The sequence below is a fragment of the Vreelandella sp. L-15 genome (assembly GCF_056857635.1).
In genome coordinates, this window is record NZ_JBSXNN010000017.1 from 19,744 (window position 1) to 34,859 (window position 15,116).

The 15,116-nt window shown below is 56.5% G+C and carries 15 protein-coding genes and 1 pseudogene; 1 reads left to right on the forward strand and 15 read right to left on the reverse strand.

Annotated elements, in window-relative coordinates:
* Positions 1-10 precede the first annotated feature (10 nt).
* Positions 11-1,120 (forward strand): pyridoxal phosphate-dependent aminotransferase, encoded by a 1,110-nt coding sequence (locus AC13CY_RS01065; RefSeq protein WP_483052194.1) that lies wholly within the window; start codon positions 11-13, stop codon positions 1,118-1,120.
* A 50-nt stretch (positions 1,121-1,170) separates the two neighbouring features.
* Here AC13CY_RS01065 and AC13CY_RS01070 read toward each other — a convergent pair whose 3' ends face one another.
* The 15 genes and pseudogenes from AC13CY_RS01070 to AC13CY_RS01140 all read right to left on the reverse strand — a co-directional run.
* Positions 1,171-2,127, reverse strand: coding sequence for a branched-chain amino acid transaminase (locus tag AC13CY_RS01070; RefSeq protein WP_058579883.1), 957 nt, complete (start codon positions 2,125-2,127; stop codon positions 1,171-1,173).
* Positions 2,124-3,230 carry a class II histone deacetylase gene (locus AC13CY_RS01075; RefSeq protein ID WP_483052195.1) on the reverse strand — a complete coding sequence of 369 codons (1,107 nt, stop codon included), beginning with the start codon at positions 3,228-3,230 and terminating at the stop codon, positions 2,124-2,126. The genes AC13CY_RS01070 and AC13CY_RS01075 overlap by 4 nt, the downstream gene beginning before the upstream one ends.
* Positions 3,227-4,258, reverse strand: a complete 1,032-nt coding sequence (locus AC13CY_RS01080) for a histone deacetylase family protein (protein WP_089675745.1) — start codon at positions 4,256-4,258, stop codon at positions 3,227-3,229. The genes AC13CY_RS01075 and AC13CY_RS01080 overlap by 4 nt, the downstream gene beginning before the upstream one ends.
* A 20-nt stretch (positions 4,259-4,278) precedes the next feature.
* Positions 4,279-5,553, reverse strand: coding sequence for a TRAP transporter large permease (locus AC13CY_RS01085; RefSeq protein ID WP_074211014.1), 1,275 nt, complete (start codon positions 5,551-5,553; stop codon positions 4,279-4,281).
* Positions 5,550-6,095 carry a TRAP transporter small permease gene (locus tag AC13CY_RS01090; RefSeq protein WP_172515441.1) on the reverse strand — a complete coding sequence of 182 codons (546 nt, stop codon included), beginning with the start codon at positions 6,093-6,095 and terminating at the stop codon, positions 5,550-5,552. Before AC13CY_RS01090 ends, AC13CY_RS01085 begins: the two co-directional genes overlap by 4 nt.
* A 45-nt stretch (positions 6,096-6,140) precedes the next feature.
* Positions 6,141-7,214 (reverse strand): TRAP transporter substrate-binding protein DctP, encoded by a 1,074-nt coding sequence (gene dctP, locus AC13CY_RS01095; RefSeq protein ID WP_483052196.1) that lies wholly within the window; start codon positions 7,212-7,214, stop codon positions 6,141-6,143.
* 109 nt (positions 7,215-7,323) lie between these two features.
* Positions 7,324-8,265: a bifunctional Delta(1)-pyrroline-2-carboxylate/Delta(1)-piperideine-2-carboxylate reductase gene (lhpI, locus tag AC13CY_RS01100; protein WP_089675748.1), complete on the reverse strand. Its 942-nt coding sequence runs from the start codon at positions 8,263-8,265 to the stop codon at positions 7,324-7,326.
* 1 nt (position 8,266) lies between these two features.
* The gene (locus AC13CY_RS01105; RefSeq protein WP_054641707.1) at positions 8,267-8,623 is read right to left on the reverse strand and encodes a RidA family protein; all 357 of its coding nucleotides are present in this window, start codon (positions 8,621-8,623) and stop codon (positions 8,267-8,269) included.
* 116 nt (positions 8,624-8,739) lie between these two features.
* Complete coding sequence (locus AC13CY_RS01110) at positions 8,740-9,507, reverse strand: helix-turn-helix transcriptional regulator (protein ID WP_054641706.1); 768 nt, start codon at positions 9,505-9,507, stop codon at positions 8,740-8,742.
* Between the two features lie 115 nt (positions 9,508-9,622).
* The gene (locus AC13CY_RS01115; RefSeq protein WP_054641705.1) at positions 9,623-9,979 is read right to left on the reverse strand and encodes a RidA family protein; all 357 of its coding nucleotides are present in this window, start codon (positions 9,977-9,979) and stop codon (positions 9,623-9,625) included.
* 119 nt (positions 9,980-10,098) lie between these two features.
* Positions 10,099-11,117 (reverse strand): IS630 family transposase gene (locus AC13CY_RS01120; RefSeq protein WP_172515397.1). Its coding sequence is split into 2 segments (ribosomal slippage): positions 10,099-10,725 and positions 10,728-11,117, totalling 1,017 coding nucleotides; the frame shifts between segments, so codons are not numbered across the junction.
* 258 nt (positions 11,118-11,375) lie between these two features.
* Positions 11,376-12,320, reverse strand: a complete 945-nt coding sequence (locus AC13CY_RS01125; protein ID WP_172515396.1) for a nucleotidyl transferase AbiEii/AbiGii toxin family protein — start codon at positions 12,318-12,320, stop codon at positions 11,376-11,378.
* Positions 12,317-12,733, reverse strand: coding sequence for a DUF6088 family protein (locus AC13CY_RS01130; protein WP_197746080.1), 417 nt, complete (start codon positions 12,731-12,733; stop codon positions 12,317-12,319). Before AC13CY_RS01130 ends, AC13CY_RS01125 begins: the two co-directional genes overlap by 4 nt.
* 220 nt (positions 12,734-12,953) lie before the next feature.
* Positions 12,954-14,483 carry an IS4 family transposase gene (locus AC13CY_RS01135; protein ID WP_197746079.1) on the reverse strand — a complete coding sequence of 510 codons (1,530 nt, stop codon included), beginning with the start codon at positions 14,481-14,483 and terminating at the stop codon, positions 12,954-12,956.
* A 24-nt stretch (positions 14,484-14,507) separates the two neighbouring features.
* Positions 14,508-14,792: pseudogene (locus tag AC13CY_RS01140) on the reverse strand (IS66 family transposase); the annotation flags it as partial.
* Between the last annotated feature and the right edge of the window lie 324 nt (positions 14,793-15,116).

The following is a 15,116-nucleotide window of genomic DNA, read 5'->3' on the forward strand; positions in this document are numbered from 1 at the left end:
GGAGTAGAGAATGTCAAAGTTTCCCTATCACTTGCGCGGCGAAGGCCCTGCGAACCCATTCCCCGGTATCAAAGTATTGGAGCGTAAACTTGGCCGAGAGATTCCCCATCGGCTGGGTTCAAACGAAGGGTTAGATATGCCCCACCGCGCCCTACGGAAGCACTTTGGCGATTCGGTGGCACAACACGTTTATTGCTATGGCGATGCCGAAGCGCTGGGCGTTCGCCAGCGCATCAGCGCACAGCAGAACATTCCCCTGGAGCACCTGCTGGTGGATGCCGGTGCCGATAGCCTGATTGCGCTAGCGCTGCGCACTACCTGCACGGCGGGCGATGCGGTGGTGAGCACCGCAGGCACCTACCCTACCTTCGGTTACTTCGCCTTGGGCCAGGGCTGCCGGTTAGTTGAACCCAGCTACCACGAAGCCCCCGGCGTACTCGCCCCGGACTTAGAAGCGCTAGCAGCAGCGGCCCATCAAAAAGAGGCGCGGTTGGTATACTTAGCGAACCCAGATAACCCCAGCGGCCACCTGCATAGCGACAACGCGATTCTCAAACTGCGAGAAGCGCTGCCCGACGAGTGCTGGCTGCTGCTGGATGAAGCCTACGGGGATTTTCGTGATGACGCGGGAAGCGAGTTCCTTGGCCAGGCGCTGCCGGGCGTGATTCGCCTGCGTACGCTCTCCAAGGCCCACGGCCTGGCCGGGATGCGTATTGGCTACGCAATTGCCGAGCCTGACGTGCTGGCGATGATGATGAAAGTGCGTATTCACTACGCGGTGTCGTCGTTCACTCAGGCGGCGGCTGAAGTCGTGCTCGATCACCCCGACGAAGTACGCCAGCACATTGAAGCAGTGAAAGCCCGCCGCGAACAGCTGGCGCTGCACTTCACGGCGCTGGGTGCCGACGTGCTCCCCAGCGCGACGAACTTCGTCGGCATTCGGCTACCCAGCGCGGAGTTGGCGGCAGCGGTGCATCAGGAGCTGTTGGCCGAGGGCGTGCTGGTAGCCCGCCTCGCCCACCCGGAATTGGCCAACGTGATCCGAATTACAGCGGTCGAGGACGCGTTAGCGCCCGGCAGATTGGCCGCGCTGGAAAAAGCGCTTCAGCAGCACGGCTAGCACCGCCTGCCCCGGAGCAAAGCCGGGGCGACTTCAAAGCAATCAGCCCGTTATGCCGGGGTTAGCCAGTGCCGGTAGGCGTCTAGTTCGCCGCGCACGGCTTGGCGATAAAGATGCTGCAGCTGGGCCGTTACGCTATTCGCCGCCACCGGCTCGCTAAGGGGCGGCGCCCCGGCGCGAGTGCCGATTCTGCGCCCATCCAGCTCTCTTAGCGGCAGAATTTCGGCGGCGGTGCCGGTCAAAAATGCCTCATCGGCGGTGTAAAGCTCATCGCGGGTAATGCGCCGTTCTTTGACTTCGATGCCCAACACATCCCGGGCCAGTTGAATGACGCTATCTCGGGTGATGCCCTGCAGGCAGGAGGTCACTTCCGGGGTGTGTAGCACGCCATCGCGCAGTAAAAAGACGTTCGCCGCCGAGGCCTCGGCCACATAGCCTTCGGGGTCGAGCATGATAGTTTCATCAAAACCCGCTTTGACTGCCGTGTTGAGCGCCAGCATCGAATTCACGTAGTGGCCGCTGGTTTTAGCGCGGCACAGGCTGATGTTGACGTGGTGACGCGCCCAAGAGGACGTCAAGGCGCGCAGCCCGTGGGACGCTGCATGAGGGGAAAGGTAGGGCCCTAGATCCCAGGCGGCAATCATCACATGGGTGGTCAGCCCTTGGGCACGCAGCCCTAGGCCTTCCGCGCCGAGAAACACGGTGGGCTTTAAATAGGCGCTGCTTAACCCATTTTTAGTCAGGCTCTCACGCTGGGCATCGATCAGCTCGGCTTCGCTAAACGGCAGCGGGATATCCAGCGCGTGGGCGCTTTCCACTAGCCTTCGCGTGTGCTCCGCTACCCGAAACAGCTGCGGGCCTTGCGGCCCTGCGTAAGCGCGCACGCCTTCAAAACAGCCCATGCCATAGTGCAGCGTATGGGTGAACACATGCACTTTGGCGTCCCGCCAGGCCAGCCACTGGCCATCCTGCCAAATCCAGCCGTCACGATCATAAAGCGGTGTCATCGGGTCATTTGCTCCCACTGTTGTTGCCAGCCATCGATGAGCGCCTGCTGGTGCGGCTGTAGCGATTGGTAGCCCCAGGCGGCAATTTCGTCGTTTTGTGGATCGAATACGGCGGTCTTGCTGCCCGCAAGGGCTTGAATCACCGCATGACCGCAGAGCGGCACGTAGCCTTCGGAGTAGCCGCCTTCATGCACCACCACCAACTTGCCGCTGCAGCAGCGCTCTGCCACGGCCTTGACTTGAGCGGTCATAGTGGCGAAAGCCTGGCTATTGAGCAGCATCTTACCTAGCGGGTCTTTGGCGCAGGCATCATAGCCACAGGCCACCACGATTAGGTCAGGCTTGAATGCCTCCAACGCGGGCAGCACCAACGTTTCCATGGCATACGCGTAGGCCCTCAGGCCACAGCCAGGGGGCAGCGGCAGGTTAAGGTTAGCGCCTAGCCCGGCCCCTTCTCCCTGCTCGTCAAAACCACCGGTTTCCAGCGGGTAGTTGGCCGCTTGGTGCATGGAAACGGTGAAGACATCGGGGTCGTGATAAAACGCCGCCTGCTGGCCGTTGCCGTGGTGAACGTCCCAATCGAGTATCGCTACCCGTTTGGCTTGACCTAGGGCGCGGGCACGCATCACCGCGACGGGAATATTGCCCAGCAGGCAGAACCCTCGGCCTTGATCGGCTTCGGCATGGTGGCCCGGAGGGCGGCATAGCGCATAGGCATGGCTGACCTCACCCAGCGCCACGGCCTCAACGGCAGCAATGGCTAGCCCCGCTGAGTGGGTTGCCGCCGCCCAACTGCCCGGCATATAGGGCGCGCAGTCGCCGCCATTGCCCCCTCGTGCTTTATCCCCTGCTTGCAGTTCATCCAAATAACGCGGGGTATGAAAACGCCGCAGGTCTTCCATCGTGGCGGCAGGTGGCTTCACTACGTGAAGCTCATCAATCAGCCCGCTCACTTCCAGAATATTCTTCAGCCGCCGCTTGCTCTCTGGGCTTTCGGAGGCGGCCTGGGGCTGCAAGAACTCCCCCGGCGCGGAAAACACGCCAATGGCCCCCTGGTCGTGCCAAAAGCAGCGTTCGTGCCAGTAAAATCCGGTTTTACTCATGCGGTAAACCCCTGCATAAAGGCCGCTAGGTTGGCGCTTAAATGCTCGGTGGGGTAGCCGCCTTCCTGCACAATCACCATGGGTAGCGAGAGCGCTTTTAAACGTTTGCCCACCTCGATAAACGCCTCGGTTTCCACATGCAGGCCCGCTAGCGGGTCATCCTTATGGGCGTCTAACCCCAGCGCGACCACCACGGCATCCGGCTCATAGCGCTGCAGATGGTCGATCAGGATCGCCAGCGCATCCAAATAGACCTCGCCATCGCTGCCCACCGGCAGGGGGAGATTCACGTTGCAACCCACGCCCTCATCGCTGCCCTCTTCATCGGCACCGCCCCAGAAAAACGGATAAAAATCGCTGGGGTCGGCGTGTAGCGAACCGGTCCATACATCGTTTCTGGCGTAGAAAATATCCTGGGTGCCGTTACCGTGGTGCAGGTCTACATCGATAATCGCCACCTTGGCAAAGCGTTCGCGCAGCACGGTGGCGGCTAGCGCAGAGTTGTTCAGCAGGCAAAAGCCGCCTGCGCGCTCCGGCCCAGCATGGTGGCCTGGCGGGCGGCACAGCGCATAGGCCACCGCTTCCCCGTCTAACACCGCTTCTGCCGCCGCCTCTGCGGTGACGGCCGAGGCCAGCGCGCCTTGAAAACTAGTCGCGCTGAGCGGGCAGGCCATATCGTGCAGGTGCCAGCCCGCTTGCCCAATCGGGTGGCGGGGGTAGTGGTGGCCTCCGCCGCAGGGGTGAATGTTGGGTGCCACAAACTCGGCGGCATTGGGCAGCGCCTGCCAGCGGGCATAGATCGTTTCTAAGAACGTCAGGTAGCGCGGCGTATGAATTTGCTCTAGGCGCTTGCGCAGCTTGGGGGAGTCTGACTCAACTGGCGCAGTGAGCACTAAGCCAGCCTTTGCTAACCCCTGCGTCAGTAGCTCGGCACGCACCGGGCCTTCCGGCGATGCGACGGGCTGGCCACGTAGCAGGAAGGTAGGCGGCGCATGCATCGCTTGGTCAGGGTGATAAAAGCACTTCATGGGTCGCAGTCCTTAGCTAGTCACAGCAGTGACGGTATCCAGGTGGAGAGCACTGGGAAAGCCGCCAACAGCACAATCACCACCAAAAACGAGACGTAAAATGGCAGCGACGCCACAATGGCCCGTTCATAGGGCACCTCGGCTATTCGCGCGGCGGTCATTAGCGTCATCCCCACCGGCGGTGTGACGTTCGAGATATTGAGCACCACAATCATCAGAATAGCGAAGTGGAGCGGGTCAAAGCCAAGCTGAATCATGGCAGGCACCAGCACCGGCGCAATGACTACCAACGCGGGCAGCACATCCATGACGGTGCCAATCAACAACAGTAGCAGGCACACCAGCATCAACTGTATAAAGGCCACATCGCTAAAGGTGGTGATGATACTGGCTGCATCCCGCGCGATGCCTGAACGGGTCACAAACCAGCCTAGCACTGCCGAAGTGGCCAGCAGAAAAAACACCACGCCAGAAAAGCGCACGGTAGTGACTAACGCCTGCCATATTTTGCGCCAGGTTAAGTTTCGGTAGAACACCACGCCGATCACGATGGCGTACACCGCAGCAAACCCCGACGCTTCAGTGATGGTGGTTAAGCCAGAGAGAATGCCGCCTAGAATAATCATCGGCACCACAAGAGCGGGCAGCGCCAGTACAAATGACATCACCGCCATCTTAAACGGCGTGGGGGCCTGTTTTGGATAGTTACGCTTCCAGGCTAAAAAGAAGCTAACGCCTAGCAGCGCCACGGCCATTAGCAGACCTGGAATAATGCCACCGGCAAACAGATCGATCACCGAAATATCCCGCAGCAAGGTAGCGTACACCACCATCACAACGCTGGGGGGAATAATCGGCCCAATGATCGAAGAGCACGCGGTGACTGCGGCTGCATACTCGGCATCGTACCCCTGCTTTTTCATCTCGGGGATCATGATTTTGCCGATGGCCACCGTATCGGTCACCGCTGCCCCCGTCAGGCCCGCAAAAAACACCGACACCGAGATATTCACATGGGAGAGCGAGCCCCGCACCCGGCCAAACAGCGCATTGTTGAAGGCGATCAGCTTGTGGGTCAGCCCGCCCTGGTTCATTAGCTCTGCGGTAAAAATAAAGTAGGGCACGGCGATCAGCAGAAAGCCGGAGACGCCAGAGAACATACGGTCGGCGATGATGCCGAGCATGCGCTCGCCGCCAATCGCAAACCCACCCGCCAACCCAGACATAGCCATCACAACGGCTACCGGCGCGCCAATAAACAGCAGTACAACAAACGCAATAATCGCAGGCGTCATGAGCGGTGCTCCCCATCAACGGTATCGATAAGTTCGCCAATCACGTCCTGCTCATCCATAAAGTGTTCGAGCAGTGCAAACCCGTGCACCAAGTGCAGCAGCATAATGCCCCCACTCATCGGCACGACAACGGCGGTGACCTTGCTGGGAATACGGATTTGGTCGGAGACCATGTACACCTGGGTGGCGCTGCTAAAGTAGTCCCAGCCGTACCAGGTGAGCATGAGCGCAAACAGCCCAATCACCGCTAGGCAAAGCCCGGCGGCCACCTGCACCATCACTTTTGGCAAGCTGCGTACCAGTAGCGTCATGGCGACGTGCTCACCGTAGCGCAGCGAAATCGTCATCGAGAGAAAACCAATCCAAGGCAAAAACAGCCGCGCCAACGAGTAGGTCCAGCTCAGCGTGCTGCCCGTGATCAATTTGTATAAAAATGCGGTAAAGGAGATGCCTAGCATCGCCAGAATACAGCCCACACACACCACGATAGCGACCTGATTGACCAGGTCGCTTAAGCGGCGCAAAGGAGTTAAAACGCCCATGGTTATTCCTCACGCTGGGGCGCATGACCCCAGCGTTGATCACCGTTATTGTCCGTAAATCCGCAGGTCATCTTCGGCTAGCTGCTGGCCCACGCGTTCGACTTCATCTAGCAGGCCCTGCATGCGCGCCTCGTCCATCCCGAAGTCGTTGACGATCCACTCCTGCCAAGCGGGGCGGGCAATTTCAGCCATACGCTCACGTTCGGCATCGGGCATGAGATAACAGGATTCAAAGCGCTCGCAGGACTCGACCCAACTAGCGGTGGCTAACGCGCCCGACATGCCGTGGCTGAGCTGAATGGCCTCACGCGCCGAGCTAATCACCGCCTGCTGATGCGTTTCCGGCAGCGATTGGTACCAGGACTCGCTCACCACCCAAGGCGCGCTGTTGTACACATGCCCGGTGAGGGTGGTGTAGTCGGTCACTGCATCGAAATTGAAGGTGGTATTAAGGACCGGCGCGTTGAACTGACCATCGGCTAAGCCGGTTTCCAGCGCGGTGATCAGCTCGCCCCAGGGCAGCGGCGTCGCGGAGGCCCCTAACGAGCGCATGATGGCGACGTGGGCCGGGTTCTCTTCGGTGCGGATATTGAGCCCTTCTAGATCTTCCAGGGTTTCGATCAAACGGACGTTATTGGTAAAGGCTACGAAGCCGCCGCCGTCGTCGAAGGTGCCTAGATAGCGCATGCTCGCGGCATCCACGGAGCCCGACATAAAGTCGGCAAACCACTCACTATCAAAGAACGTCCACGCTTGCCGCCAGCTGGTAAATAGGAACGGTGCGGTCACCGCTTGGTAGTCGCCATAGAACGACGACATGGCCCCTGCGGACATGATGGTGGACTGCAACGTACGGCCGCCCTGCACTTCCGAGCCATTTTCTACTTCAGAGCCGAGCTGGCCGCCGCCGAAGATAGTGACTTCAAGATCGCCATCGGTGCGGGCTTCGACGAGATTTTTAAAATGCACCAGAGCCGGATAGATTTCGTTGTTGCTCATATCCTCCGGAAGCTGAGTGGCGATCACCATTTCGTATGACTGGGCCTGAGCCGTGGCACTGGCGATGGCCAGCGGGAGAGCTGCAAGGGCAGTGACGAGCAAAGAGCGATTAATGTTCATAACACACCTCGTTTTGGTTATTAATGGTCTTCGTTATGACTGGCGTTGCAGTGCTACGGGCGTGGTGGCCTTTATTGTTGTTGTACGGCCAGACCTGTAGCGTGATTTATCAGTGATGTTTAGGCAGTGATTCCCATAGTTCAATCGCGGCTGCGAGATCCTCCAGGGAGGCCCCTACCGATTTAAACAGCGTGATAGCGTCTTTATCCGAGCGCCCAGGTTTAGCACCGGTTAACACCTCAGCAAGCTCCGCTTGGATGTGCTCAAACTGGAACTCACCCTCATCAATCGCTTGCAGAATATCTCCTGCCTCACCTTTTGCACCGGCGTAGGTATCCACAAATACTTGTGAGCGACGCAAGCAAAGCGCATCGGTTTCTCGCATTTGCGGCCGAAACGCGCCAATTAAATCGACGTGAGTTCCGGGGGTTAGCCACTCCCCTTTGATGATGGGTTGGGTGGAGAGCGTCACGCAACTGACAATATCTGCCTCCGCCACGGCGGCGGGTAATGCTTCTACTACTTGGGTATCAAAACGGCTTGCGTACTCCTCAGCAATCTCCGTTGCCTTGCTGGGGTTACGTCCCCAGATCAGCACGCGCTTGATCGGCCGCACGCTGGCGTGGGCTTCGATCACCATAGGGGCCAGCTTGCCTGTGCCCACGACCAACAGCGTTTCGGCGTCTTCATTGGCTAACGCTTGGGCGGCCAGCGCAGAGGCAGCGGCGGTACGGCGGCGGGTTAATTCACTGCCATCGATACAGGCCAGCGGCTGGCCGTGCTTGCCTTCACTGAGCAGGTAAAGCCCGGAAATAGCGGGAATACCGTGCTCGGCGTTTTGCGGAAACACGTTGACCATTTTCACACCAATATAGCCAGCGGCTTCCCAGGCGGGCATCAGCAGCATGGTGGCTTCACCATCTGGCCGGTACATGGCGTGATGGTGGCGAGGAGGCGACTCTACCCCGTTCACAAAGGTGTGCCGTAAGCGGTCAATGACTCCCTGCCAAGTTAAGTATTGCGCGACTTCCGCTGCCGAGACGACCTGCATATCAAGCCTCCAGCAGCGCAGCGATGACCATGATTTCCACCTTCCACTCAGGCTTGGCCAGCTTGGCTTCCACGGCGGCGCGCACCGGCGGGCGGCCAGGCACTACCCAGGCATCCCAAGCTTGGTTCATTTGATCGAACTCCGCCATGCTGGTGACCCACACTTGAGCAGAAATTAGGTGCTCTTTGGATGTCCCCGCTTGCACCAGCAGTTGGTCGATACGTGCAAGCACTTGCTCGGTTTGCCCACGCATATCGGCGGTGGTATCCGTTGGCACTTGGCCTGCGAGGTATACCGTGCCGTTATGAATCGCCACTTGGCTCATGCGAGTATTGCTGTCTTGATAGGTCACGCCCATGGGGTCTCTCCAAGGAAGGTGGGGATCCTCTTGAGACTACGACGATGCAAAAGGGTGTGCTTGCCCGAAACTCTGGCAAATTTGCCCGCAAGTCAGGCAGGCAGCGTGTTCAGGCGTTATCTGTCAGAAGAGGGGGAAATCTCAAAGTAACGACGATAGGCGCGGGAGAAGCTGCCTTGGTCGCGAAAGCCCACCAGCATGGCAATGTGGCCAAGACTCAGCGCGCTATGGCGAACCATCGTGCGCGCATGATCTAACCGCCTGCGCTGTACATAGGCCAGCGGCGTCACCCCGGTTAATTCACGAAAGCAGCTATAAAAGTGCCCAGGGCTTAATGCACACAGGGCCGCTAGCTGCTCAACGCGCACTTCATCCGCCAAATGTTGGTCTAGCCAGGCATCCAACCGCTCTAGATCAAGCCGCTCACTGATACAGCGCACCCCGAGCTGGTCGGCCGTCTGTTTTGGCGCGTCTTGCAGGTACATATAGAGCGCCCGCAGTAGCAACACAGCGATCTCATTTTGCAGTGCTGGGCATTGGTCAAGCTGATGCGCAAGCGCATGGGTGAGCTGATTTAAAGCAGGTGGAACGGTAAAGAAACGCGGCTTATCGAATAAGCGCTCAATCTCACTACCCTTTTCCAAGGTGGCTAAGTGCTGCACAGGGATATCCAGCACCAGCGTTCGATTGCTGCCATCGCCTTGATACTCGTGATGGCGCGACGAAGGGATCAAACAGCCACGGCGAGCGGTGACCCGCCCCCCTTGGCCTTCCATGGCAAGCTCGGTAACGCCACACGTCGCCAGGATTAGCTGGTGGAAATCGTGGGAGTGCGCCACCTGCTCTGGGGCCAAATTGCGGCTATGCAGCTCAAACTGGGCCATAAACTTACCACTGGGTTGGTTCTCAACAAGAGCCTTTACTATACGGCGATGCCCTATTGAAAAGCGAGGGTGCGTTAACGTTTCATTAACGCACCCCGCAACAGCCAGTAACCGCTTAGGCGTCAGGCAGTGCGGCAATCACCATAATTTCCACTTTCCACTCAGGCTTGGCCAGCTTGGCTTCCAGAGCGGCGCGCACTGGCGGGCGACCCGGCACCACCCAGGCTTCCCACACTTCGTTCATTTCCGCGAACTCGGCCATGTCGGTCACCCACACCTGAGCAGAAATCAGGTGCTCTTTAGAGGTACCTGCCTGCGCCAGCAGCTCATCAATACGCGCCAACACCTGCTCGGTTTGGCCACGCATACCCACCGTGGCATCGGCTGGCACTTGGCCCGCAAGGTAAACCGTTCCGTTATGAACAGCCACTTGGCTCATACGTGCATTGCTTTCGTGATAGGTCACGCCCATGGGGTTGTCTCCGTTAAAGTTACGTTTTATATGACATTGATGGCACGGCACCATTTTTACCACGAGATATGTTTAACGGATATCTCTAAACAACAGGCATAAAAAAAGGGCCTAAGTGCCTATTCAAAATTAATCGCGCACTCAGTGCCATAGCCATCGAGTAGCCGGTGCACCTCATCACAGAGGTTATCAAACGAAAGATACGCACTCAGCGGCAGCCATGCATACTTCATCTGCCGCCACAGAATCTCAATCAGATTCAGCTCCGGCGAGTAAGCCGATAAGTAGACCAGATGAACACGATGCGACATCCACTCGAGTATTTTCCGCCTGAAGGCCTTGGAGCGATGCATGCTGGCATTGTCGAGCACCACCACGGCGAAGGTGTCGGGGTCTTTCTGGGCTACAAAATGGTCAAACGCGTCGATGACCGTATCGGTGGTCACGGACTCGGTGGCGGTGTGATAGATCAGCTTCCCTGCTCGGCTGAGAAATCCCAGTACGTTCAGCCTTCGGCTATGTGAGTAGGCGGGCACTTCGCAGGGTTTACCAATGGGGCTCCACGCGTATGGCACCGACGATGATTGTGAAAAGCCTGATTCATCAAAGTAATAGAGCTCATGTTCACCCTGGTCTTCCCGCTGGTGAAGCGCCTTGAGGAGGCCCTGAGTGTTGCGAAAATCAGTTTCGTCACGGCGTGCCTTCAATGAATGCTGAATACGCTTGAAGCTGAGCCTATTTTTTTTTTAAGCGCCCTGCGGAGCGTCACCATGCTGACCTTTTTCCCCGTCTCCTCCTGAAAGCGGGCGTGCAAGGAGCGGAGCTGATGGGGCTGTTCTGCGACCAGCTCCTGCAGTCGCTGATGGTCATTGTCATCCAAGGCAGGCGTTCGACCACTGCGCGGCTTATCGATTAGACCATCAAGGCCCGACGTTTCCCATTGCTTGAGCCATCGTGATACGGCATCGCGACGAACCTGCAGTATCTCGCTGATTTGATTGATGGTATGGCCTTGATTGCTTAACAGGATGGCATGAGCACGACGACGTAAGGCGCGCTTCTCACCATCTTGATAAGCAGAGGTCAGCGTCTGCTGTTCAGAGTCAGAAAGTGGAGCAATAAAGCGCCTTCTTGCCATGGTTCCATCCGTGCCCGAGATCCTTGCATCGATAATACACGAAAATATTAGATTAAGCACTTACATTACTCACATGGTTTTCACCCTGTGAGCAGCCAAATGGCAACCAGTTGGCAACCAAATTGCCACCGCTGCAGCAAGACGAGGGTCACTACATAGCAAGCCGCATAAAGCGGCTCAGACAGTGAATCAGGGTGTAACCTGACAAGCGCACCTCGCGCAGTAGTGGAAAAACAGACTTTAGCGCTCAGCCCTACCTTACGTCAGCAGACGTTGAGCCAATTCGTTCACTGTTTGTAAAGCTTCATCCCAGGACGCGGGCTCATCGTGATAAACCAGCGGGCCGATAAAACGCTCGTAGCGATCCTGATGGATGGGGTTGGTCTGTAAGCACCCTAGGCCATAGAGCAGCTCATCTGCTGGGCTAGTGACAAATTGTGTATGCTGGTTGCCGAACTGAGACACGTCCGTCTGTATTACTGCCTGTACCAGCGGGCGTAATGCAGCCATGTCATATCCGCCAGCTGTCGCCATGTGAAGATCGTAGACGTGCCTCACCAGCGTTTCGTCGTCTTTTCGGGAAGGATCACGATTCACGTGGGCTGTGCGACGTAGCAATGCCACCAGCTTCTCGCTAATTGTGGCGGGTAGGCTAACCACCGTAAAAGAAGCTACCTCTGGGGGTAGTTTAAGAACATCGGCGTACAAGGAACTGACAGAACAAGCCACGGCGGGCTCATAAAGTTCTGATGCTGCAACGTCTAGCTTCAAGTCAGGTCGAAGCGCAGAGATGCTGCCCTGGGTACGGGGATAGCGAACGGTAAACTCCGCATACCGGTACTCGTTACGCTTGACGATTCCAGCATTGGGATCAAGCCCTAGGATCGGAGAGCGGCTGATAACTGTTTCTATTTCGGACAGCATCGCTTTTCGTTCTGCCTTTAGAGCCGTTCTAGACATGCCCGTTGCTACCCCATCGCGAGCAACAAGCTTGATATCAATATCTTCGGACATACGGAAAAGCTTGTGGTGGGCTTTGGCTAGGCTGGTACCCCCTGCGAATACCAGCTCAAACGCCTCCGAGCGCAGCGTTGAAAGTAGACTCAATAACTGAACGGCATAGACATCTTTTTCGACAATAGCGGGGCTGTCGATTCCCAGCGCATCCGCCACATCGGGAAACATTCCAGAATCAATGTTCATACAGAAACTTGCTCGATACCTAAGCGATATTTACCGTAGGCAATCTGGCGATGAAACGGGCCCTTGACTCTGACCACCACTCGCGCTGGAATTTGTGTGCGCCCCGCCTGATAAGCTTTTTCTGCACTGGCTGGCTCCCACTGTACTCCTAAGCGGTTTAATGCCTCTTTGGCTGCTTGGTCAAAGCCACCGGGCGCTGCAAGCATTGGTTTGCCTGTAATACGGTTTGGGCGCGCTTTGGCGTATAGGCCTTTACCAATACGCACTAATCGTCCCTGCACCTCCAATTGCCGAAGCACCCGGCCTACTTGGTCATAACCACCCAGTGCAGCGAAATCATCACGTAGAAAAACCATCCGCCGACTTTTGCGAATTTTGTCACGAATGCGTGACCCAAGCGTTTGAGCGGTCATGCAACGCCTCCATAGCTGGACAATGACGATAGTTATTTTATGCCTTCAGACTGAGAAATTCAAAAACACGACACTAGAATTAAACAAAAAAATAAATTTATTCAATAAAATCAATTATTTTTATGCAGTTTAAAAAACAAAAACCGCCGCAAATTCGGCACAAAACAGCCTCTATTCTGAGCCGCGCAAAAACAAGGTAAGCGCTCCACCAACCTTGCAATTACCCACAAGTCGATGATGCATCTGGATTGGCAGCTTGGAATCCAGCAACAAGATCTGCTAAGCGAATGAAGCCTCGCCATAGAACGGTGGTTCCTGGGAGAGGATCACTTGAGCGATCCAGATAACCACCCAGGCGAGCGACAGCGGTCATATAAAAAGCTATATCGCGTCGTGTGCCTTGTCTGTTTGATGGCATTGATCGGTCGAGAAGCGTTCTTTCAATATCAGTAAAAACAGCTGCAGGAGAGGTCGTTGAAGATTGGCGCTGCAGTATAGTCAACCATGATATTCGCCAGGACACGACACAGCAGAGCGCAATGCAGTTGGCAAGTCGATCTGCTGTAGCGAGACGTATATCCTCAATGCGGCAACCCGTTTTCAGCGTCTTGAAGAATGTCTCGATATTCCAACGCCGTGAATACCAAACAAGCTTTTGCACTGCGTCGGCGTGAGTAGCAACGGGAAGGTTAGTGACCAACTTCCAGATGATAGGGGAACGCCCTTCGGGTGGGTTTTTCTCTTCCGCAAAAATAATACCAAGCTTCTGTTTTGGGTACTTTTTCTGTTTCCCAATCGGTGGACAAACTGTCATCGTTGCATACTTGACCGATAGGGTCGCCTCCTGTTGATTGCCTCGCTTGTCACGAAAGTGAATATCGTGTGTTCCACTGACCTGAGTCTTGGCCATCACTTGAGAAATCGTAGTGTCTCCCTCCCCGGCGAGACGATCAACGCAACTGCGGATCAAAAAGTGAGTGCCAAGATCTTGAGCCAGACAAAAGAGTTCAAAAATGTCACTCTCGCGATCACCGATATGCACGCACCGTTCAGGCGAACCTGCAAGCTCAGTAGAACGCTGCAGGTTGTCAAGCCAACGCATGCTTTCTTTCTGCTCGATGGGTACGCGGGTCGGATTAACCTTGCGCTTGAGAGCTTCTGTGCCTTTGAATTTGTTCCGCGTCCAGAATTTGGCAGCTGTTAGACCCAAGGGCAACCCTTCCGTTGTGATAGCCAGACTAGCGTGCATTAACAGCCCGCAGACGGTATGTTTAAGGTGCCGTCCCTCCTTCATCTTGCGCCCGGTTGATTCATTAATGAAACCAATCTTCTCAGGTGACGAACGCTTGAAAGAAAACTCGGTTGTATCCTGCAGGATCAATATAGGGCCATCGGTGGCTTGGATGCGCAAAGCTGAGGCGGCAAAATGTCCCTCCAAAATCTTGTCCTCGCTGACATTCTCATTCGCGAAGAAGCGATAGGCGGCCTTGGTATTGGCCCAGTCCTGAAAGGCGGTGGGTAGTGATTTGTCTGGCCGATCACCGAGTGCTTCCAGCATGACAGCCAACCTTTGATTCAGTCGCGCGTCCCCCAAGTCGCAGCCAGTCATTTCCTCGTTCACCCAGTGTTGTCCCATATTGATACCTCTTATCATATCGAACGAACTGAGAAGCCAAAAAAACACATCGGGCTTTACTTTATCAACAGTATGCTTATGTAGCTGATGATTTGTGGGTAATTGCAAGTCCACCAACCCCACCTGTTGCGGCCTGAGCTAGACCGGTAGAGTGTCTTTCCAGCACCAGGGCAGCAGCGTGCCGAGGTCGTCATCCTCGCCGAGAGTTGGCAGGGTCTCGAACACGAACTGCAGGTACTCGTAGGGTGAGAGGCCGTTGGCCTTGGCCGTCTCGATCAGGCTGTAGATTGCCGCGCTGGCCTGGGCACCGCTCGGTGTGTGGCTGAACAGCCAGTTCTTGCGGCCGACGACGAAGGGGCGAATGGCGTTCTCGGCCGGGTTGTTGTCCAGCGGGATCAACCCGTCATCGAGCACAAGCAGGAGAGAGTATGACGCGGGTTAGGGATCTGCTGGGGCACTCTAGCTTGCTAGTAACGAGTCGATACAGCCACATTTTCGACGCAGGGCTGGATGATGTAGGAAAACGATTGCCACAACTCAGCGCGGCGTTCTGCGACCAAACTACGACCAGACACTGAACTAAAGCCGACAAGAGCCAAATTTCAGGCAGCGAGTAGGGTGAGGCGTCTCCGCCTCATCCCTCTCACAGAACCGTACATACGGACCACGTATACGGCTCATGCCATTAACTTACCCCGAATTCGGGGACAGTGATGCCGGTTCTGACCCTGGTCAGATCCAATAACC

Excerpts from the sequence above, each read along its gene's own strand:
- AC13CY_RS01075 (WP_483052195.1), bottom strand. The coding sequence starts at position 3,230 with ATGAGTAAAACCGGATTTTACTGGCACGAACGCTGCTTTTGGCACGAC.
- lhpI (WP_089675748.1), bottom strand. The coding sequence starts at position 8,265 with ATGCAGGTCGTCTCGGCAGCGGAAGTCGCGCAATACTTAACTTGGCAG.
- AC13CY_RS01065 (WP_483052194.1), top strand. The coding sequence starts at position 11 with ATGTCAAAGTTTCCCTATCACTTGCGCGGCGAAGGCCCTGCGAACCCA.
- AC13CY_RS01070 (WP_058579883.1), bottom strand. The coding sequence starts at position 2,127 with ATGACACCGCTTTATGATCGTGACGGCTGGATTTGGCAGGATGGCCAG.
- AC13CY_RS01105 (WP_054641707.1), bottom strand. The coding sequence starts at position 8,623 with ATGGGCGTGACCTATCAAGACAGCAATACTCGCATGAGCCAAGTGGCG.
- AC13CY_RS01090 (WP_172515441.1), bottom strand. The coding sequence starts at position 6,095 with ATGGGCGTTTTAACTCCTTTGCGCCGCTTAAGCGACCTGGTCAATCAG.
- AC13CY_RS01080 (WP_089675745.1), bottom strand. The coding sequence starts at position 4,258 with ATGAAGTGCTTTTATCACCCTGACCAAGCGATGCATGCGCCGCCTACC.
- AC13CY_RS01115 (WP_054641705.1), bottom strand. The coding sequence starts at position 9,979 with ATGGGCGTGACCTATCACGAAAGCAATGCACGTATGAGCCAAGTGGCT.
- AC13CY_RS01110 (WP_054641706.1), bottom strand. The coding sequence starts at position 9,507 with ATGGCCCAGTTTGAGCTGCATAGCCGCAATTTGGCCCCAGAGCAGGTG.
- dctP (WP_483052196.1), bottom strand. The coding sequence starts at position 7,214 with ATGAACATTAATCGCTCTTTGCTCGTCACTGCCCTTGCAGCTCTCCCG.
- AC13CY_RS01130 (WP_197746080.1), bottom strand. The coding sequence starts at position 12,733 with ATGACCGCTCAAACGCTTGGGTCACGCATTCGTGACAAAATTCGCAAA.
- AC13CY_RS01125 (WP_172515396.1), bottom strand. The coding sequence starts at position 12,320 with ATGAACATTGATTCTGGAATGTTTCCCGATGTGGCGGATGCGCTGGGA.
- AC13CY_RS01085 (WP_074211014.1), bottom strand. The coding sequence starts at position 5,553 with ATGACGCCTGCGATTATTGCGTTTGTTGTACTGCTGTTTATTGGCGCG.